The organism is Devosia neptuniae (genome assembly GCF_025452235.1).
Taxonomy (GTDB): Bacteria; Pseudomonadota; Alphaproteobacteria; order Rhizobiales; family Devosiaceae; genus Devosia.
Genome location: NZ_CP104965.1, coordinates 1,354,184 through 1,372,584, shown reverse-complemented (window position 1 = coordinate 1,372,584; position 18,401 = coordinate 1,354,184). Strand labels below are relative to the sequence as shown.

General features: G+C 63.3%; 26 protein-coding genes. 15 read left to right on the top strand and 11 right to left on the bottom strand.

All coding sequences use genetic code 11. From position 1 onward, the window contains the following. Positions 1-11: 11 nt before the first annotated feature. Together N8A98_RS09465 and N8A98_RS09460 are read left to right on the top strand one after the other, a co-directional pair. A complete protein-coding gene (locus N8A98_RS09465; protein ID WP_262170904.1) occupies positions 12-596 on the top strand; it encodes a Smr/MutS family protein in 585 nt (194 codons plus the stop codon). Beyond that, a complete protein-coding gene (locus tag N8A98_RS09460) occupies positions 593-958 on the top strand; it encodes a helix-turn-helix domain-containing protein (protein ID WP_262170903.1) in 366 nt (121 codons plus the stop codon). The genes N8A98_RS09465 and N8A98_RS09460 overlap by 4 nt, the downstream gene beginning before the upstream one ends. A gap of 20 nt (positions 959-978) precedes the next feature. Here the strand turns inward: N8A98_RS09460 and hslU are convergent, their stop codons facing one another. Genes hslU through hslV form a run of 3 tightly spaced genes read right to left on the bottom strand, consistent with a single transcriptional unit; the run spans position 979 to position 3,361 of the window. After that, positions 979-2,289 carry an ATP-dependent protease ATPase subunit HslU gene (hslU, locus tag N8A98_RS09455; protein ID WP_262170901.1) on the bottom strand — a complete coding sequence of 437 codons (1,311 nt, stop codon included), beginning with the start codon at positions 2,287-2,289 and terminating at the stop codon, positions 979-981. Next, complete coding sequence (locus tag N8A98_RS09450) at positions 2,286-2,804, bottom strand: GNAT family N-acetyltransferase (protein WP_262170900.1); 519 nt, start codon at positions 2,802-2,804, stop codon at positions 2,286-2,288. Before N8A98_RS09450 ends, hslU begins: the two co-directional genes overlap by 4 nt. After that, on the bottom strand, positions 2,801-3,361 hold the full coding sequence (hslV, locus tag N8A98_RS09445; protein WP_113123320.1) for an ATP-dependent protease subunit HslV: 561 nt from the start codon (positions 3,359-3,361) through the stop codon (positions 2,801-2,803). Before hslV ends, N8A98_RS09450 begins: the two co-directional genes overlap by 4 nt. Before the next feature lie 698 nt (positions 3,362-4,059). Between hslV and hisB the strand changes: the two genes are divergently transcribed. From hisB to coaA, 8 genes are all read left to right on the top strand, one after another. Next, positions 4,060-4,647, top strand: a complete 588-nt coding sequence (hisB, locus tag N8A98_RS09440) for an imidazoleglycerol-phosphate dehydratase HisB (protein ID WP_262170898.1) — start codon at positions 4,060-4,062, stop codon at positions 4,645-4,647. Between the two features lie 136 nt (positions 4,648-4,783). Continuing rightward, positions 4,784-5,140: a DUF2628 domain-containing protein gene (locus N8A98_RS09435; RefSeq protein WP_262170897.1), complete on the top strand. Its 357-nt coding sequence runs from the start codon at positions 4,784-4,786 to the stop codon at positions 5,138-5,140. Next, positions 5,137-5,790, top strand: a complete 654-nt coding sequence (gene hisH, locus N8A98_RS09430; RefSeq protein WP_262170895.1) for an imidazole glycerol phosphate synthase subunit HisH — start codon at positions 5,137-5,139, stop codon at positions 5,788-5,790. Before N8A98_RS09435 ends, hisH begins: the two co-directional genes overlap by 4 nt. Beyond that, positions 5,787-6,542 carry a 1-(5-phosphoribosyl)-5-[(5-phosphoribosylamino)methylideneamino]imidazole-4-carboxamide isomerase gene (hisA, locus tag N8A98_RS09425; RefSeq protein WP_262170893.1) on the top strand — a complete coding sequence of 252 codons (756 nt, stop codon included), beginning with the start codon at positions 5,787-5,789 and terminating at the stop codon, positions 6,540-6,542. Before hisH ends, hisA begins: the two co-directional genes overlap by 4 nt. Continuing rightward, a complete protein-coding gene (locus tag N8A98_RS09420; RefSeq protein ID WP_262170892.1) occupies positions 6,539-6,865 on the top strand; it encodes a hypothetical protein in 327 nt (108 codons plus the stop codon). The genes hisA and N8A98_RS09420 overlap by 4 nt, the downstream gene beginning before the upstream one ends. Then, entirely contained in the window at positions 6,862-7,659 is a 798-nt protein-coding gene (gene hisF, locus N8A98_RS09415) for an imidazole glycerol phosphate synthase subunit HisF (protein WP_262170890.1), read from the top strand. The genes N8A98_RS09420 and hisF overlap by 4 nt, the downstream gene beginning before the upstream one ends. A 21-nt stretch (positions 7,660-7,680) precedes the next feature. Then, positions 7,681-8,004: a phosphoribosyl-ATP diphosphatase gene (locus N8A98_RS09410; protein WP_262170889.1), complete on the top strand. Its 324-nt coding sequence runs from the start codon at positions 7,681-7,683 to the stop codon at positions 8,002-8,004. Next, positions 8,005-8,952, top strand: a complete 948-nt coding sequence (coaA, locus tag N8A98_RS09405; protein WP_262170887.1) for a type I pantothenate kinase — start codon at positions 8,005-8,007, stop codon at positions 8,950-8,952. A gap of 203 nt (positions 8,953-9,155) precedes the next feature. Here the strand turns inward: coaA and N8A98_RS09400 are convergent, their stop codons facing one another. Further along, entirely contained in the window at positions 9,156-9,506 is a 351-nt protein-coding gene (locus tag N8A98_RS09400) for a VOC family protein (protein ID WP_113120565.1), read from the bottom strand. A 128-nt stretch (positions 9,507-9,634) separates the two neighbouring features. On the opposite strand from N8A98_RS09400, the gene dapB reads away from it, so the two are divergent. Together dapB and N8A98_RS09390 are read left to right on the top strand one after the other, a co-directional pair. Next, positions 9,635-10,438, top strand: a complete 804-nt coding sequence (dapB, locus tag N8A98_RS09395) for a 4-hydroxy-tetrahydrodipicolinate reductase (RefSeq protein WP_262171939.1) — start codon at positions 9,635-9,637, stop codon at positions 10,436-10,438. A gap of 17 nt (positions 10,439-10,455) precedes the next feature. Further along, positions 10,456-11,070 carry a 2,3-bisphosphoglycerate-dependent phosphoglycerate mutase gene (locus N8A98_RS09390; protein WP_113120564.1) on the top strand — a complete coding sequence of 205 codons (615 nt, stop codon included), beginning with the start codon at positions 10,456-10,458 and terminating at the stop codon, positions 11,068-11,070. 147 nt (positions 11,071-11,217) lie between these two features. Here N8A98_RS09390 and N8A98_RS09385 read toward each other — a convergent pair whose 3' ends face one another. Continuing rightward, entirely contained in the window at positions 11,218-12,087 is an 870-nt protein-coding gene (locus N8A98_RS09385) for a methylated-DNA--[protein]-cysteine S-methyltransferase (protein WP_262170884.1), read from the bottom strand. A gap of 78 nt (positions 12,088-12,165) precedes the next feature. Continuing rightward, positions 12,166-12,648 carry a DUF2244 domain-containing protein gene (locus N8A98_RS09380; protein ID WP_262170882.1) on the bottom strand — a complete coding sequence of 161 codons (483 nt, stop codon included), beginning with the start codon at positions 12,646-12,648 and terminating at the stop codon, positions 12,166-12,168. Between the two features lie 46 nt (positions 12,649-12,694). Between N8A98_RS09380 and nth the strand changes: the two genes are divergently transcribed. Further along, positions 12,695-13,369 carry an endonuclease III gene (gene nth / locus N8A98_RS09375; protein WP_262170881.1) on the top strand — a complete coding sequence of 225 codons (675 nt, stop codon included), beginning with the start codon at positions 12,695-12,697 and terminating at the stop codon, positions 13,367-13,369. On the opposite strand, the gene N8A98_RS09370 is transcribed toward nth, so the two are convergent. After that, on the bottom strand, positions 13,366-13,821 hold the full coding sequence (locus N8A98_RS09370; protein ID WP_262170879.1) for a DUF2214 family protein: 456 nt from the start codon (positions 13,819-13,821) through the stop codon (positions 13,366-13,368). The two genes, nth and N8A98_RS09370, sit on opposite strands and share 4 nt — an antisense overlap. 60 nt (positions 13,822-13,881) lie before the next feature. Between N8A98_RS09370 and N8A98_RS09365 the strand changes: the two genes are divergently transcribed. Further along, positions 13,882-14,442 (top strand): TetR/AcrR family transcriptional regulator, encoded by a 561-nt coding sequence (locus N8A98_RS09365; RefSeq protein ID WP_262170877.1) that lies wholly within the window; start codon positions 13,882-13,884, stop codon positions 14,440-14,442. A gap of 212 nt (positions 14,443-14,654) precedes the next feature. Next, complete coding sequence (locus N8A98_RS09360) at positions 14,655-15,659, top strand: adenosine kinase (RefSeq protein WP_113120558.1); 1,005 nt, start codon at positions 14,655-14,657, stop codon at positions 15,657-15,659. Here the strand turns inward: N8A98_RS09360 and N8A98_RS09355 are convergent, their stop codons facing one another. The 4 genes from N8A98_RS09355 to N8A98_RS09340 form a co-directional block, all read right to left on the bottom strand. Further along, positions 15,660-16,430, bottom strand: a complete 771-nt coding sequence (locus N8A98_RS09355) for a TIM barrel protein (protein ID WP_262170875.1) — start codon at positions 16,428-16,430, stop codon at positions 15,660-15,662. Continuing rightward, complete coding sequence (gene pyrF, locus N8A98_RS09350) at positions 16,427-17,125, bottom strand: orotidine-5'-phosphate decarboxylase (protein WP_262170874.1); 699 nt, start codon at positions 17,123-17,125, stop codon at positions 16,427-16,429. The genes N8A98_RS09355 and pyrF overlap by 4 nt, the downstream gene beginning before the upstream one ends. Positions 17,126-17,188: 63 nt before the next feature. Next, positions 17,189-17,797, bottom strand: coding sequence for a histidine phosphatase family protein (locus tag N8A98_RS09345; protein ID WP_262170872.1), 609 nt, complete (start codon positions 17,795-17,797; stop codon positions 17,189-17,191). Positions 17,798-17,801: 4 nt separating this feature from the next. Then, positions 17,802-18,347, bottom strand: coding sequence for an NADPH-dependent FMN reductase (locus N8A98_RS09340; protein WP_262170871.1), 546 nt, complete (start codon positions 18,345-18,347; stop codon positions 17,802-17,804). Positions 18,348-18,401: the final 54 nt, after the last annotated feature.

Genomic DNA, 18,401 nt, shown 5'->3' with positions numbered 1-18,401 from the left:
CGTGACCTTGCATGTCCAAGCGTGATTCCAAACGCCTGCCGCACGATTTTCACCTGTGGACGGCTGTTGCCGCTACAGTCGATCCGCTGCGCCGCAAGGGCCTGCTGAAAATGGCCACCGGCCCGCTGCCCCTGCCGGTTGGCGAGCCCCAGCCTGAACTGCCCAAGCCACCGCCGGCGCGCAAACCACCGCGCAAGGCGTTCCTGCCGCCCTATCAGGCGCCCATGGCCAATAGTCCGCTGCCCGATAAGGCAGTGGAGCCCTCGGTGCGCAAGAAAGTGGTGCGCGGCCGGATCGAGATCGATGGCACGATCGACCTGCATGGCATGACCCAGAACGAGGCGCGCGGCGCTTTGTACCGCTTCATCCAGGCCCGCTTTGCCCGAGGTGACCGTACTATTCTGGTGATCACCGGAAAGGGCCTCAAAACCGATAATGACTATATCGCGGCGATGAGCGAGCGCGGTGTGTTGCGCACCATGTTGCCGCTCTGGCTCAATGAACCGAGCCTGGCGCCGCTGGTCTCCGGCTGGAGCATTGCGGCGCGTGGTCATGGTGGAGAGGGGGCGTGGTATGTGCGCCTGCGCCGCTCATGACCCCGCTGGGTGCAAAAATCCGGGCGCTGCGCGAAGAACGCGGCATCTCGCTCAAGGAGATGGCTGCGGCGCTCAATGTGTCGAGTGCCTATCTGTCGGCGCTTGAGCATGGAAGGCGCGGCAAGCCCACCGGCTTCCTGCTGCATCGCATGATCACGTTTTTCAACGTGATCTGGGACGAGGCCGAGGAGCTGCAGCGCCTGGCTGAGCTGAGCGACCCCAAGATCACCATCGACACCGGCGGTCTGGTGCCCGAGGCGACCGAGCTGACCAATCGGCTGGCCAAGGATATCGGCAAGCTCGATCCCGAGGATTTGCGGTTTTTGACCAATGAGGTCATGCGGCGGTCGGGGAAGAAGTAGGCCTTCTTCCCCTTAATCGCCTACAGCACGAACTTGCTCAGATCCGTATCTGCTGCCAGCACGCCGACCTTGTCCGCGACGAACGCGGCGTCGATCTTGATGGTCTGGCCCTGCTTGTCCGGCGCGTCGAAGGAGATGTCCTCGACCAGCCGTTCCATCACGGTCTGGAGGCGCCGGGCGCCGATATTTTCGACCGAGTTGTTGACCTTGACGGCCGCATCGGCAATCGCCTCGATGGCGTCCTGGGTGAAGTCGAGCGTCACCCCTTCCGTGCCCATCAGCGCCACATATTGCTTGATCAGGCTCGCATCGGTGCTGGAGAGGATCTGGATGAAATCCTCCCGCGTCAACGCCTTGAGCTCGACCCGGATCGGCAGGCGTCCCTGCAATTCGGGCAAGAGGTCGCTGGGCTTACTCACATGGAAGGCGCCTGAAGCGATGAACAGGATGTGGTCGGTGCTGACCGGGCCATATTTGGTCGATACGGTCGTGCCTTCGATCAGCGGCAGCAGATCGCGCTGCACGCCTTCGCGCGACGGACCGCCGGAGACGCCACCCTCGCGGGCGGCGACCTTGTCGATCTCGTCGATGAAGACGATGCCATGGTTTTCCACCAGCTCGATGGCCTCGGCCTTGAGCTGTTCCTGATCGAGGAGCTTGTCGGCCTCTTCGGCGATCAGCGGCTCATAGGCGTCCTTGACTTTGATCTTGCGCTTGACGCCGCGCCCGCCCATGGCCTGCTTGAACATGTCGGAAAGGTTGATCATGCCGATGCCGCCATTGGGCATGCCGGGGATTTCAAACCCGCCGGTATTGGCCGCGGGCGTCATCTCGATCTCGATTTCCTTGTCATCGAGCTCATTGTCACGCAGCTTTTTGCGGAAGCTATCGCGGGTTGACGGCGCGGCCGAACCACCCACCAGCGCATCGAGCACGCGTTCTTCGGCATTGTGATGGGCCTGGGCCTGCACATCGGCGCGGCGCTTGTCGCGCAATACGGCAATGCCGGCTTCCACCAGATCGCGGATGATCTGTTCCACATCGCGCCCGACATAGCCCACTTCGGTGAACTTGGTGGCTTCAACCTTGATGAAGGGGGCTTGGGCAAGGCGCGCTAGGCGGCGGGAAATCTCGGTCTTGCCGACGCCGGTCGGCCCGATCATCAGGATATTCTTGGGGCTGACCTCGCGCCGCAATTCGGGCGGCAGCTGCTGGCGGCGCCAGCGATTGCGCAGGGCCACGGCCACGGCGCGCTTGGCATCCTTCTGACCGACGATATTGCGGTCGAGTTCGCTGACGATCTCGCGCGGGGAAAAATTGGTTTCACTCATTGTTGGTCTCCAGGTGCCTTATCCAGGAAGCGCACCATCAAATGGTCATCGATAAATCGACCGTTGACATAAAAGGCCCGCGGATCGTTGCCGTAGGTCACAAATCCCGTCTTTTCATAGAGACGGATAGCGGGCCGGTTTTCGGCCCAAACGCCCAGATGCACCTGCAACACCTTGCCCCGGGCATGATCGAGCAGGGTTTCGACCAATGCCTGCGCACAGCCGGTGCCGCGCATCTCCGGGCGCACATACATTTGCAGCAGCCAGCCACGATGGCGGTCCTTGTCGCCACCGCTCTGATCGAAGGCCACCAGCCCCACCGGCCGGCCGCCTTCGGCAAAGGCACCAAACAAGGTCAGCTGGATCAGCGTCTCGACCCATTGGCTGGCCGGCCGCGCCGCCGCACTTTCATAGGTGGCGGCAAAGGCCTCGGGATGCTGTTGCAGGCTTTCCAGCCGCAATTCGCGATAGGCCTCGACATCGTCACCGGTCAGCTGGCGGATGGAATAGCTCACGCGTTGAGCTCGATGGTTTCCAGCGTCACATTGCCATTGGTGTAGACGCAGATTTCTTCGGCGATCTTCATGGCGCGGCGGGCAATGTCTTCGGCATCGAGTTCGGTCGCCTGATGCAGGGCCAGAGCCGCCGAATGGGCGTAATTGCCGCCCGAGCCAATGGCGATGACGCCGTGATCGGGGGTGAGCACGTCGCCCGTGCCGGTCAGCACCAAGGTATCGGTCTTGTCGGCCACGATCATCATGGCTTCGAGCTTGCGCAGATAGCGATCGGTGCGCCAATCCTTGGCCAATTCGACCGCGGCGCGCATCAATTGGTCGGGATATTGCTCGAGCTTGGCTTCCAGCCGCTCAAACAGCGTGAAGGCATCGGCGGTGGAGCCGGCAAAGCCGCCGATCACCTTGCCGCCGGCCAGGCGCCGGACTTTCTTGGCGGTGTGCTTCATCACCGTCTGGCCCATGGAAACCTGGCCATCGCCAGCCACCACGACCTTGTTGCCCTTGCGCACGGAAACGATCGTCGTCCCGTGCCACCCGGGGAAATTACTGTCACTCATTGGGAAGGTACTCCAGAACTGTTGAGTGATATTTAGGTGACATGAACGCGAATGCAATGCGTGCAAAAGCGCCGCACGGCGCGGGGCGCCTGCGGAGACACGGTAACGGGCGGCCTTTGACTCATGCCAGTGTAGTCTAGGGGAGCCAAAGGCCGCCCGTCACGATCCGCTTTTGTGCAGGGTCCGGTTCAGGCGGTACCATTCTTGCAGGTCCGGCTGCCGAGTTTCCAACCCCACTGGAGAAGCGCCCCTCTCCCACGGCCACCCCGCCCGGCCCTGCGTGGGGACCGGTGACTGGCGGGATGGGGGTATGATGGCACGGGTTTTGGGGGCGGGGATAAGGGGGATAAGTGAGCTCTTTGCTGTCCCCAACCGTGGTGTCATCCCCGCGAAAGCGCGGACCCTGTTTTGCTTCTTCAACATCCCCGAAACGGAGGTTCCCGCTTTCGCGGGAATGACACCGTGGTGGGGGCGAATTGGTGCATGTCACCACCACTCCCAATATCACCGCGTCTCCCTCGGGCTTGACCCGAGGGCCTACCTGGTCCGGCACAAGCGGCGAGTGGCCCTCGGGTCGAGCCCGAGGGAGAGCGGTGGGGAGGAGGGATGGTGCAATCACCGCCCCCGGCCGCCCGCAACGCAATCTTTATGCCTCTGCGCTTATCTGCTAGAGAGCCCCGACCTTCGGAGACACGCCAATGCGCACCGCAACAATTGCCCGCAAGACCAACGAGACCGAGATATCCGTCTCGATCAATCTCGATGGCACCGGCGCGCACAAGATGGCGACCGGCATCGGCTTTTTCGATCACATGCTCGACCAGCTTTCCCGCCACTCGCTGATCGACATGGATGTGTCCTGCACGGGCGATCTGCACATCGATTTCCACCACACGGCGGAAGATGTGGGCATCGCTATCGGCCAGGCGATCGCCCAGGCGCTGGGCGACAAGAAGGGCATTCGCCGCTACGCCTCCTGCGACCTGCCCATGGACGGCACGCTGACCCGCGCGGCGCTCGATGTGTCCGGCCGCCCGTTCCTCGTGTTCCGCGCCGAATTCAGCCGGGACAAGGTGGGCGAGATGGATACCGAACTGTTTCGGGAATTTTTCCAGGCCTTTGCCATGAATGCCGGCATCACGCTGCATATCGAAAACTTCTACACCGACAATAACCACCATCTGGCCGAGTCGATGTTCAAGGCGGTGGCCCGCGCCCTGCGCGATGCCGTCGAGATCGATCCGCGCGCTGCCGATCGCGTGCCGAGCACCAAGGGTGTGCTGTAGGCTTTTGTTTTCCGGCCTTTTGCACTAAGTCAGCAAAAACCACGGTGTCACCCCGGCGCAGGCCGGGGCCCATCCTGAGATCTCAAGATGGATCCCGGATCAAGTCCGGGATGACATCGAGTTTTTGGAGCGTTCAGTGACCCTCTTCGCCATTTTCGATCCCAAGCCCGGTCTGTCCGCTGCCCCGGCCGCTATCCCGGAGAAATTCTCCTGGTTTGCGGCTCTCTTGCCGCCGGTGTTTGCGCTGGTGCATGGGCTTTGGCTCGAGCTGATCGGCTTTGTCGTGACGCTGGTGGCGCTGAGCTTTGCGGCGCCCTGGTTGGGTGCCGACGCGACCATCTGGCTCTATATTGTTTTCGCCGCGGCCATCGGTTTTGCCGCGCCCGGCCTGCGCCGGCATAACCTCGCCTCGCGCGGCTGGCGCCATCGCGGCGACCGGGTGGCGGGCGATGCTGACCTGGCGCGGCTGGGCGCGCTGGAGAGCCGTTCATGAGTCTCGTCACCATTATCGATTACGGCGCGGGCAATCTGCACTCGGCCGCCAAGGCGTTCGAGCGCATGGCAGCGGAGCTGGACGACCGCCCGATTGTGGAAGTCACGTCCGATCCGGACCGCGTGCGGCAGGCCGATCGCATCATGCTGCCCGGCGTCGGCGCCTTTGCCGAATGCAAGGCGGGGCTCGATGCCGTGCCGGGCATGGTCGAGGTTTTGCAGGAGCGGGTCATTGCCGGTGGCGTGCCGTTCCTGGGCGTCTGCGTCGGCATGCAATTGCTGGCCAGTGAAGGCCGCGAGAAGGTGATCACGCCCGGCCTCGGCTGGATTGCCGGCGCGGTCGAAAAGCTCACGCCATCCGATCCCAGCCTCAAGATTCCGCATATGGGCTGGAACACCATTTCGGTGCTGCGCCCCCATGCATTGCTCGCGGGCATTCCCACCGGGCCCGATGGGCTGCACGCCTATTTCGTGCACTCCTATCACCTGGTGACGGACCGGGCGGAGACGCTGGTCGCCACCGCGGGTTATGGTGGCCCGGTCACCGCCTGCGTGGCGCGCGACAATATTTTCGGCACCCAGTTCCACCCGGAAAAAAGCCAGGCACTGGGCCTCAAACTGATCGAGAACTTTTTGCGGTGGGCGCCATGATCCTGTTTCCAGCCATCGACCTCAAGGACGGCCAATGCGTGCGCCTCAAGCTGGGCGACATGAACCAGGCCACCGTGTTCAATGACGATCCGGCGGCGCAGGCCAAGAGCTTTGAGGACCAGGGGTTCGAGTATCTGCATGTCGTCGATCTCAACGGCGCCTTTGCCGGCGAGAGCGTCAATGGCGCGGCCGTCGAAGCCATCCTCAAAACGGTAAAGTTCCCCGTCCAGCTGGGCGGCGGCATCCGCAATCTCGGCCATATCGAAAGCTGGCTCGACAAGGGCCTGGCTCGCGTCATCCTGGGCACGGTCGCGGTGCGCGATCCGGCTTTGGTGAAAGAAGCAGCCACTAAGTGGCCCGGTCAGGTCGCTGTCGGCATCGATGCGCGGGGGGGCATGGTGGCGGTCGAGGGTTGGGCGGAGACGTCCGAACTCAGCGTGGTCGAGCTGGCCAAGCGCTTTGAAGGCGCCGGGGTCGCGGCCATCATCTATACCGATATCGACCGCGATGGCGTGCTGGCCGGGATCAATTGGGAGTCCACGCTCGAGCTGGCCCGCGCCACCTCAATTCCGGTGATCGCCTCGGGGGGCCTGGCTTCGATGGCCGATATCGAGCGGATGACCCAGCCGGACTACGCGGTGCTCGAAGGCGCCATTTCCGGCCGCGCGCTCTATGACGGGCGGATTGATTCACGTGAAGCATTGGCTTTGTTGCGGCAGGCGTCGCCCGCCAATCAAGGAAGCGCCGCATGAGGGAGGCTGCCCGGCGCTTTCCCTGGGCCGCCTATTGGATCGTCTGGGCGGTGATCCTGTTCCTGACCATCCTGCCGCTGCTGTCGGTGCTGCTGGCTGCTGCCATTGCCGACGCGCATGGCTGCCGGCTCGATGAAGGCGATGTCCATCCCTGCATCGTCTGGGGCTCGGACTGGGGCACCACGCTCTATGGCATGGCGCTGATGGGCTGGCTGATGATCGCAAGCCTGCCTCTGGGCGGCGGCGCCTTTATCGTCTGGCTCGTGCTATTGATCATCCACCGCCTCGCCTGGGGCCGCGCCGCCAAGGAATCTAAATCATGAGTCTCAAGACCCGCCTGATCCCCTGCCTCGACGTGATGGGCGGCCGCGTGGTCAAGGGCGTGCAATTTGTCGACCTGATCGATGCCGGTGACCCGGTGGCGGCCGCCATTGCCTATGATGCGGCGGGCGCCGACGAGCTGACCTTTCTCGACATCACCGCCAGCCACGAGGGCCGCGACACGATTTTCGACGTGGTGGCGCGCACGGCCGAACATTGCTTTATGCCGGTAACGGTGGGGGGCGGGGTGCGCTCGATCGAGGATATCCGCAAGCTTCTGCTGGCCGGGGCCGACAAGGTTGCGATCAATTCGGCGGCGGTGAACGATCCCGATTTCATCGAACGGGCGGCCGACAAGTTCGGCAACCAGTGCATCGTGGTGTCGGTCGACGCCAAGCAGCGGCTTGACCAGCGCGTCGGTGGCGACAATCGCAGTGAATGGGAAATTTTCACCCATGGCGGGCGCAAGGCATCGGGCCTCGACGCGGTGGAATTTGCTATGCGCATGGTCGAACGCGGCGCGGGCGAACTGTTGGTGACCTCGATGGACCGCGACGGCACCAAGTCCGGTTTCGACCTGGCGCTGACCCGGGCCATTGCCGATGCGGTGGAAGTGCCGGTCATCGCTTCGGGCGGGGTCGGCAGCCTGCAGGACCTGGTCGATGGGGTGAAGCAAGGCCATGCCAGCGCCGTGCTGGCCGCGTCGATCTTCCACTTCGGCACCTTCACCATTCCCCAGGCCAAGCACTATCTGCGCGAGCATGGCGTGGATGTGCGGATGGACCGCGCGGCCTGATTGACGGCATTGGAGGCATTCATGCCCATGACTCTTGAAACTCTCGACCAGCGCCTGGCTTTGCGCGCTGCGGCTTCGCCCGATGAAAGCTATACGGCCAAGCTGATTGCCCGCGGCATCGAGAAATGCGCGCAAAAGCTGGGCGAGGAGGCCACCGAAGCGGTGATCGCCGCCGTCTCGCGCGACAAGCCCGAATTGACCAAGGAAGCCGCCGATTTGCTCTACCACCTGCTGGTGCTGCTCCGCGCTTCGGGCGTGGCGCTGGACGATGTCATGGCCGAACTCGATGCCCGCACCGCCCAATCGGGCCTCGCCGAAAAGGCCGGCCGCAAGGATTCCAACTGAATGAGCAAGCGCAAGGCGCCCGCCCCTTACCATCACTTCACCAAGACGGAGTGGTCCGCCTTGCGGGCCGACGAGCCGATGACGCTGACCCGCGAGGATGTCGCCCGGCTGCGCACGCTGTCCGATCCGATCTCGCTGGAAGAGGCCGAGGAAGTCTATCTGCCGCTGACGCGCCTGCTGTCATTCTATGTCGAGGCCATTCAGGGCCTGCATAATGTATCGGCGCGGTTCCTCGAAACCCCCGACCAGAAAGTGCCCTTCATCATCGGCGTGGCCGGTTCGGTGGCGGTGGGCAAATCCACGACGGCGCGTATCCTGCAAGCGCTGCTGCAGCGCTGGCCCTCGAGCCCCAAGGTCGATCTGGTTACCACGGACGGGTTTTTGTATCCCAATGCTGTGCTGACCGAGCGCGGCATCATGGAGCGCAAAGGCTTTCCCGAAAGCTATGATCGCGGGCGGTTCGTGGCCTTCCTGTCTGACATCAAATCAGGCAAGGGTAATGTCAAAGTGCCGGTCTATTCCCACCTGGTCTATGACGTGGTGCCGGGCGGGGAAGTCGTGGTCGACCGGCCCGATATCCTGATCGTCGAGGGGCTGAACATTTTGCAGCCCGGCGAGCTCCCCAGGAATGGCAAGCCCATCGTCTTTGCCTCCGATTATCTGGATTTCTCGGTCTATATCGACGCCGATACCGATGATCTGGAAGGCTGGTATCTCGAGCGCTTCTTCCGCCTGCGCGAGACCGCTTTCAAGGACCCGACCTCCTATTTCCGCCGCATCGCGGAAATGAGCGAGGCCGAGGCGGAAACGTTTGGCCGCATGATCTGGCGGACGATCAATCTGCCCAACCTGCTTGAGAACGTGCTGCCGACCCGCGGGCGAGCTGATCTCGTGCTCAAGAAGGGCCGGGATCATCTGATCGAGGATGTGCAGTTGCGCCGGGTTTAGGTCCCACCTTCCCCCTTCTCCCCTTGAGGGAGAAGGTGCCCGGAGGGACACCGAATTCGCGAAGGCGAATTTCGGTTGGGATGAGGGGTCTCTTACTGCTGCATTTCTGGCATGGGCGAACGCAGCACCCCTCACCCTGATCATTCTTCTGAACGAAGAATGATCTGTCCCTCTCCCTCAAGGGGCGAGGGGAAAAAAAGCTCTCAATAGGTCCCGTGCTGGGGTTGGCTCAGCACGATCTGGTTGCCATCGGGATCGCGGAACTTGGCGGTCTTGAAGAAGTCGCCGATGGCCTTGGCGACCGGCACGATGCCGTGCAAGCTCAGCCGGCCCAATTCCTCGGCAATGTCGTCGACCACCAGGGTCAGGGCCGAGGCGCCGGCGCGGTCGGCGTCGGTGAACACCTGGATCCAGCCGCCGCCGGGCGTCTTCCATTCGGCCACATCATTGATCGGTCTGGCGTCCGGCATGCGGCCGAACAGGCGCTCGTAAAAGTCGATCGCCTCGCCAATGTCTTCCACGGCAATGCCGGCCAGGGCGTTGGTGATGGTCATGTCGCGTCCTGATTTGGTCTGCGTTTTGCCAACACTAACACGCTCATTGTGTTCCGGTAGCGGTGTTGGCGTTTGCATCCGCCGCTGCTATAGCCGACGTGACTGTTTGGAGATGGACGATGACGCAGCTGAAGGTGATCGTGGCGGGTGCTGGCGGGCGCATGGGCGTGGCCAATATCAAAGCCATCGCCAATCACCCCGATCTGCTGCTGCATGCTGCCATCGGCCGCCCGGGCTCTGCTGTCATCGGCAAGGATGCCGGCTCGTTCGTGGGTGGCGACGCGCTGGGTGTCGCCATCACCGACGATATCGACGCCGTTCTCGATGGCGCCGATGCGATCATCGATTTCACGGCGCCCGGCGCCAGCGTTGCCCTGGCGCAAAAGGCGGCGGCACGCGGCCTCGTTCATATCATCGGCACGACCGGCTGTTCGGAAGCCGATGATGCGGCGATTGCTGCCGCTGGTGCCGCCGGTGCGCGCATCGTCAAGTCCGGCAATTTCTCCATGGGCATGGTGGTGCTGGCCAATCTGGTGCGCCAGGCGGCGGCGGCCCTGGCCGATTACGATGTCGAAATCTTTGAAATGCACCACGCCAAAAAGGTCGATGCGCCTTCGGGCACTGCACTCATGCTGGGCGAGGCGGCAGCCCTGGGCCGCAATGTGTCGCTCAAGGACAAGAAGGTCAGCGGCCGCGATGGCCATACCGGCGCGCGTGAGCCCGGCACCATTGGCTTCACGGCTTTGCGCGGTGGCACCGTGATCGGCGATCATATGGTGATCCTGGCCGGCCCCTCCGAGCGGATCGAGCTGAACCACAAGGCCGAAGACCGCACCATCTATGCCAATGGCGCCGCCCGCGCCGTGCTCTGGGCCTATGGGCAGAAGCCGGGCCTTTATTCCATGGTCGACGTGCTCGGCCTTACCGACTGAACAAGGACAATTCTGACATGACCGGCACCCTGATCCTCGTGCGCCACGGCGAAAGCGAGTGGAACCTCAAGAACCTGTTTACCGGCTGGCGCAATCCGGACCTAACCGAAAAAGGTATTGGTGAAGCCCGCGCCACCGGCAAGGCGCTCAAGGCCAAGGGCATCGTGCCCGATCTCTATTACACCTCCGCCCTGCGCCGCGCTCAGCACACGCTGGACCTGATGCTGGAAGAGATGGACATTCTCAACGTCACCATCACCCGTAATATTGCGCTGAACGAGCGCGATTATGGCGACCTGTCGGGGCTCAACAAGGATGATGCGCGCGAGAAATGGGGCGAGGAACAGGTGCTGATCTGGCGCCGCTCGTTCGACGTGCCCCCGCCGGGTGGTGAGAGCCTCAAGGATACGGCTGCCCGCACCCTGCCCTATTACGAGGCTGAAATCCTGCCGCTGCTGAAGGCCGGCAAGACCATCCTGATCGCTGCTCACGGCAATTCGCTGCGGGCGCTGGTGATGGCGATAGAGGGGCTGACGCCCGAACAGATCCTGAAGCGCGAAATCGCGACGGGGCAGCCGACGGTTTATAATATCGGGACCGAAGGTCAGCTCGAAGCGCGGATCGAGATTTAGGGGGATACCCCCACCTAACCTCCCCCTGATAGGGGGAGGGATCTCTCCACTCTTGCAACACGATAGAGTCCCAACCACCGGCCGGTCCCTCCCCCTATCAGGGGGAGGCTAGGAGGGGGTACTCCGATCCCGTGGATTCACGTGAAACTAATGCGCGGCGGAAATCACGCCGGCTTCCCAGCCGAGGATCGCCCGCTTGCGTGGCACGCCCCAGTGGTAACCAGTCAGCGCGCCTGACGTGCCCACCACGCGATGGCAGGGCACGACAAAGCTGATCGGGTTCTTGCCCACTGCCGCGCCCACGGCGCGCGATGCGGTGGGGCGGCCGATATGGTTGGCCACCGCCGAATAGGTCGTGGCCTGGCCCACTGGAATCTTGAGCAGCGTCTCCCAGACCTTGACCTCGAAATCGGTGCCGATCAGCACCACCCGGACCGGGCGGTCGGCCGACCAGCGGGCCGGATCGAAGGCCTGGGCGATCATCGGGGCGACCTTGGGGTCATTGCGGGTAAAGCGAGCATTGGGCCAGCGATTGGCCAGGTCTTCGAAAGCCTGTTCCACTGTAGTATTCGCATCGGCAAAGCCCAGGCCCGACATGCCATATTCGGTGGCGGTCACTACGGCGAGGCCAAAGGGCGACGGGCCGACGCCCCAGACCATGTCCAGCCCGGCTCCACCGGCGCGGAAAATCCCCGGCGGCATGGCTTCATAGGCGACGAACAGATCATGCAGCCGCGAGGTCGAGCTGAGACCCACTTCATAAGTGGTGTCGAGCACGCTTTCCCTGGCGCGCAGCAGGCTCTTGGCATGATCGAGCGCCACGGCCTGCGCAAAGCTTTTGGGCGAGAGGCCGCACCAGCGGCGGAACAGGTCGGTCAGCTGCCGCTCGGTCAGCCCCAGTGTGCGGGCAAAGCGGGGCAGGTCGGCGACGTCCGGACCATTCTCGCTGAGATAGCGGATGGCGGCCTGGATGGTTTCGTAATCACTATCGGGCGTAAGGGGCATGATCTGGTTCATCGGGACACCCATGATCGGTTTTTTGTCATGGCTTGATCTAGGCATTTGGATCAGCCAAAGCGACCCGATTTTGACGCCTCACGCCCGCGCCTTGCGCAGGGCCGTGCCGAACGCCTTGGCAAAACTGGCCTTGTCATCACTGTTGAGAAAGGCGCCGATTTCCATTTCGTCCCGATTGGCGCGCAGGCGCAGCGCCAGGGTCTTTTCATTGACGTCGCGATCGAGCACCAGCCGCACGGCATTGGGATTGAACCGGCGCAGCACCCGATCGCCCTTGGCATCGACGCTCACCACTTCGAGCTGATCGGACCATAGCCGGACGATCTCGCGCTTCTTGCCCTGGCGCGAGGAGAGCAGCAGGGTCGCGCCAATGGCGATCATGTCGAGCACGATAAAGCCGAGCAGCGGTCCGACACCGGCCGAGAGGGCCAGCAGCAGCGGCGACAGGATCAGCAGAATCACCAGGGCGACGACAAGCTGCATTCCCCCCCGTCCCAGCGTACGATGGGGGGTCAGCTCGGCGGCAAACAGCGGCGAAGTGGTTGTGGCTTGCATCGGCATGGCTGTCTCTGGGAAAGACTATAGGCGCAGAATCAGTGTCGAGAGAATGGCTGTGGCGAAAAAAGTGAAGAGCCTGCCCAAAGCCGATGTCGAAGCCATCTTCGCCCGGTTCCACGAGATCGAGCCAGAGCCCAAGGGCGAGCTCGATTATATCAACGCTTTTACCCTTTTGGTGGCCGTGGTGCTGTCGGCTCAGGCCACCGACGCCGGGGTGAACAAGGCGACCAAGCGCCTGTTCGAACTGGCGCCCTCCCCGGCGGCCATGGTGGCTTTGGGCCAGGAGCAAATCGAAGCTGAGATCAAGACCATCGGCCTGTTTCGCACCAAGGCCAAGAATGTCTTTGCGCTGAGCCAATTGCTGCTGGAGCGGCACAATGGCGAAGTGCCGGAAGACCGCGAGGCGCTGGAGGCCCTGCCCGGGGTCGGCCGCAAGACGGCCAATGTGGTGCTCAATATCTGGTTCAAGCAGCCCACCATTGCGGTGGATACCCACCTGTTCCGCGTCGGCAACCGCACGGGACTGGCGCCGGGCGCGACGCCACTGGCGGTGGAACAGGCGCTGCTCCAAGTGATCCCGCCGCAATATCTGTTGCATGCGCACCATTGGCTGATCCTGCACGGGCGCTATGTCTGCAAGGCGCGCAAGCCCGAATGCTGGCGCTGCGCTATCGCCGAATGGTGCCGGTTCGAGCCGAAGACGCCGCTGCCGCGGGGCAACTAGGCCACGCCATAGCCCCGCGCCATGGCCGCCGCGAAAATCGGGATCAGCACCAGGATGGCCACTTCGCCATGCAGGAACTTGCGACTTGCGGCGATTTCGCCGGCAGGTGGCGTGAAATCCGGTTCGCTGGCCAGGCGCTTGCGCCAGCGCAGCAGCGACAGGGTCGGCTGGATCGAGAGCAGACCCACGACGACAAAGGCCGCCATCTTGGCCCAGAAGGCGAAATTGGTCAGGTAATAGCTTGCCTCCACGCCGCCGAAGAAGACGCGGGTGAAGCCGACAATGATCACCAGCGTGGCCACGCCGCCATAGGCGCCGTCAATCTTGGCCAGCTGGCTGAGGCGGGTGCCGGCAATGCCTGGTCGCAGCAGGGCAAATTCGGCGGCGATGATGCCGACGAGGGTGAACACCGCCAGATGGTGCGCGATGGCCAGGATCAGTCCGATATCCATTTGCGAGCCCTCAACGCTCTATGTTATCAATGCTCACATATCTGCTCCTTCATGTGATCAATGTCAACATCATCAAATGCGCCCTATCATCACGGCAATCTGCGCCAGGCTCTGCTCGAAGCGGCGCTGATTATTCTCGAGCGCGATGGCGAGGCGGGGCTAGGGCTGCGCGACCTGGCCCGCGCCGTGGGCGTCTCGGCGGCGGCGCCTTATCGGCATTTCGACAGCCGGGCGGCTTTGCTCGAGGCTTTGGCGGTCACCGGCTTCCAGCGTTTCACCGCGGCGATGGAGGCCATACCCCCGACCAATCCGCCCGATCTGATGGCGGCGATGGGCAAGACCTATGTGCTGTTCGCGCTCGACAACGCCAATCTCTTCCGGCTGATGTTCTCGCCCCAGCTCAAAAAGGATGGCCGCCCCGGCCTGCGCATGGCCGCCGACGCGGCCTTCGACACGCTGCGCCATATCAGCGGCGGCGACGCCAAAACCGGCCGTATTGCCGCACTAGCCGCCTGGGCAAGGGTGCACGGCCTGGCGGTGCTGCTGCTCGATGGCCAGATCGCGATACGGGCTGGCGAAGATACCGAAGCGCTAATCGCCGAGATCGTGGAGCACCTCTAGGACCAACCGGCATTCATCTGATGCTGGCCTGCAAATGGCAGTTTTCTGCGCTTCCGGTGCTCACGTACTTATGTACGCTCCGCTCCGGTTCTCGAAAACCACCATTTTCGGCTCAGCCTGAGATGAATGGCGATTGGTCCTAAGACTTGCCCCGGCGCCGCTGCCCGTCTAAACCGGGCGTCGGAAAATTTCCTCACCGGCGGACCCCCTTCATGTCCCATTCCCGTTTTGACGTCCTCACCATCGGCAATGCGATTGTCGACATCATCGCGCCGGTCGAGGCCGGGTTTATCGAACGCGAAGGCATGAGCGAGGGCATCATGCACCTGATCGATACCGATCGGGCCGAGGACCTTTACGGCAAGATGCCGCTCACCCGGCAGCAGATTTCGGGCGGCAGCGCCGCCAATACCGCGGCCGGCGTCGCCTCCTTGGGTGGCCGCGCCGCCTTTGTCGGCAAGGTGGCCGATGATCCGTTGGGCGATGTGTTTGAAAGCGATCTGGACGCCATCGGCGTGCATTACAGCACCAGCCGGCTCAAGAATGGCGCGCTGACGGCTCGCTCGATGATCTTCCTCAGCGAAGATGGCGAGCGCACTATGAACACTTATCTCGGCGCTTGCCACCAATTGACCGAGGCCGATATCCGCCCCGACGAGATCGGCGCCGCCGCCATCACTTATATGGAAGGCTTCTTGTGGGATCCGGTCGAAGCCAAGAAGGCCTTCGTGCTGGCGGCCCATTACGCGCACAAGAATGAACGCGCCGCGGCCTTTACGCTGAGCGACCCGTTCTGCGTCGATCGTTACCGCGCCGAATTCCTGGACCTGATCCGTTCCAAGACCATCGACTATGTCTTTGCCAATGTGCATGAGCTCAAATCGCTGTACCAGACCGACGATCTGGGCGAAGCCGTGCGCGAAATCGCCAAGGATGCCGAGCTTGCCGCCATCACCATGGGCGCCGATGGGGCCATGGCGATCTATAATGGTGAGATCACCTCGGTGCCGGCTTTCCCGGTCGACAAGGTGGTCGATGCCACCGGCGCGGGCGATTTGTTTGCCTCGGGGTTCCTGCTGGGCATGGCGCGCGGGCAGACCATGGAATCAGCCCTCAAGACCGGGTGCCTCGCGGCATCGGAAGTAATCAGCCATATCGGCGCCCGGCCGCTGGTGGACTTGACCGGGCTGGCCGAGGCGCACGGGCTGGCGGGGTAGTTACCGCCCCAGTTCTGCCCGCGTCTCATCCAGCGCCACGGCCGTCTCGCCGGTCGGCTTGAATTCCAGGCCGATATAGCCGGCATAGCCATTGGCGGCGAGCCAATCGAGGGTCGGGGCCAGCGGCAAGCCGCCGGTGCCGGGCTGGTTGCGGCCGGGGTGGTCGGCGACGTGGATATGGGCGATGCGCTCGACCCGGCCCGCCAGCACGTCCTGGGGGACTTCGCCCATCACCATGGAATGGTAGAGATCGTAGAGCAGTGCGATTTCGGGGCGATTGACGGCTTCCACGATGTCGAGACCTTCAGCCGTCGAATGCAAAAAGTAGCCGGCGTGGTCGACCAGCGTATTGAGCGGCTCCAGCGCCAACTGCACGCCCGAGCCCTTGAGCACATCGGCGGAGCGCGCCATGGCTTCCACCAGCGCATCATGCTGGCTCTCGCGGGATACTCCATCTAGGAGCGGGCCGGCCTGGGCGATCATCACCTTGGTGCCCAAGCGCTGGGCGACGGCAAGGCTTTGCGCCAGCCCGTCGAGGAAGCGGTTGTGGTCGCTGGTACGGGTCAGTTCGGCAAAGGGTTCGGCAACGATCCCCGCCAATGCCAGCCCGGTCTGGCCCAGCGCGTCTTCAATGGCGTTGAGGTCCTTGTTGGACCAGAGCCAGAATTCCACCGCATCCATCCCGGCCGCCTTGGCGAGGTGAATGCGCTGCGCCACATCGGCCGTTTCCGGCACGAAGAGCATGTCGATGCAGGCCGAATAGCCCTTCATGCCAGCCGCGTGCCGCTGTTCATTTCGTTGAGAATGCCCAAGGCTGCAGCCTTGGGATCGGGCGCCGTGATGATCGGACGGCCGACTACCAGATGCGTCGCCCCCAGGGCCAGCGCCTCGCCGGGAGCCATGACGCGCTTCTGATCGCCCAGGGCCGTACCGGCCGGACGAATGCCCGGGGTGACGATGAACATCTTGTGCCCCAGAATTGTGCGCACCATTTCTGCCTCGTGCGGGGAGGTCACCACCCCGCCAATGCCCGCATCGCGCGCCTGCTGCGCCCGCAGGGCCACCAACCCCGCCGCATCGCGGGCATAGCCGGCATCTTTGACATCGGCATCGTCCATCGAGGTCAGCACGGTGACGCCGAGCACGCAGAGATCCGAGCCCTTGGCGGCCTTGGCGGCGGCCTGCATGGTCTTGGGGTAGGCGTGCACGGTGAGCATGGTCGCGCCGGTTTCGGCAATGGCGGCGACGCCCTTTTCGACCGTGTTGTCGATGTCGAGCAGCTTGAGATCGAAGAACACTTTCTTGCCGGCCTTGAGCAGGTCGCGGCCCAGCGCATAGCCATCGGCGCCGTAAAAACACTGATAGCCGATCTTGTAGAAATCCACGCTATCGCCCAGCAGGGAGACGATTTCCTCGGCGCGCGCGCGTGACGAAACGTCGAGGCCCACGATTAACTGGCCAGTCATGGTGTTTCCCTCCGATGTCGCTATTGCTGTGGCGTTAACGCAAATCCGGCTGCGCCGCAAGCCTCAGCGCTGATGCCAGCCGGCAGCAATGTCCTCGATGCGGGTCCATTCGCTGTGCAATTGGCTTGCGGCAAAGTCGAACACGAAGCCATTGCCCCCACCCGGGCCGCCCGTCCGGCCCTGGTCTTCGGCGCGGCTGATGGTGCGGCCAGCAACATGGCATTTGAGCAATGTGCCCACCGCGCCATGGCCGCAAAGCACCACCGGCCCATCGCCGGACACGCCGGCCAATGCGGTCTCGACCGCGTCTACGATACGGGCCTGGGCATCGATCGCCCGCTCCCAGCCATCCACGCTGGTGTCTGGCGCACCAAAGAAGCGGTCGGCGGTGGCCTCGAACAGCTCGGGCGGCAGGAAGCCGGTGGCGCTGCGATCATTCTCGCCCATGGCGTGTTCACAGACGATGACGCTGCCGGTGACAGCGGCGATGATCTCGGCCAGTTCCACCGCCTTGCGCTCACTGCTGGAAAAGATCGGCGCGCCGGACGGGATCACACCACGGGCGGCAAAGGCCTCAGCACGGCGCCCGCCCTCCTCGGACAGCCCCCAGAGCGGCACCGGCACATTGGGGTCCATCCTGACTTGGGGATGGGTCACATAGAGCGCCAGCATGGTTTCAGCCCCGTGAGAAGTGGGTCAGCTCTTTGACCATGCTGTCGACCTTGCGGATGATGGCGGGCTCGATAGGCGCACCGGTCTCGTCAAAGGCTTCGCTGGCCGGCCCGATGCCCAACAGCGTCGGCACCACCAATGCGCCCACCTTGGTCAGCGATTCGCGCAAATGGCTGAGGCCCCAGATGGTGCCATATTTGCCCGAGCTGACCCCGCCAATGCCAAATATGGCGTGCTGAAACGGGCTGGGCCGCTGCCGGCTGACCCAGGCCAGCGTGTTGATGATCAGCGGGGAGGCGCCGCCATTATATTCGGGGCTGGCGATGAAGATGATGTCATGGCTGCGCCACAGCTCGGCCAGGCGCACCGCGGCTTCGGGCACATTGTCGGGTTCCAGATCCTCATTGAAGATCGGCATGTCGAAATCGGCGAGATCGAGCGCGGTGACAGTGACGCCGGCGGCTTCGAGCTTGCGGCCGATATGAGCCTGCAACAGGCGATTATACGATCCGGTGCGGATGGAGCCGGAAAGGGTAAGGGCGGTCGGCATGGTCGGGGGAGTTCCTGCTGCGGTGCAGTGACTGTGCCTGCGTGCCCCATATTC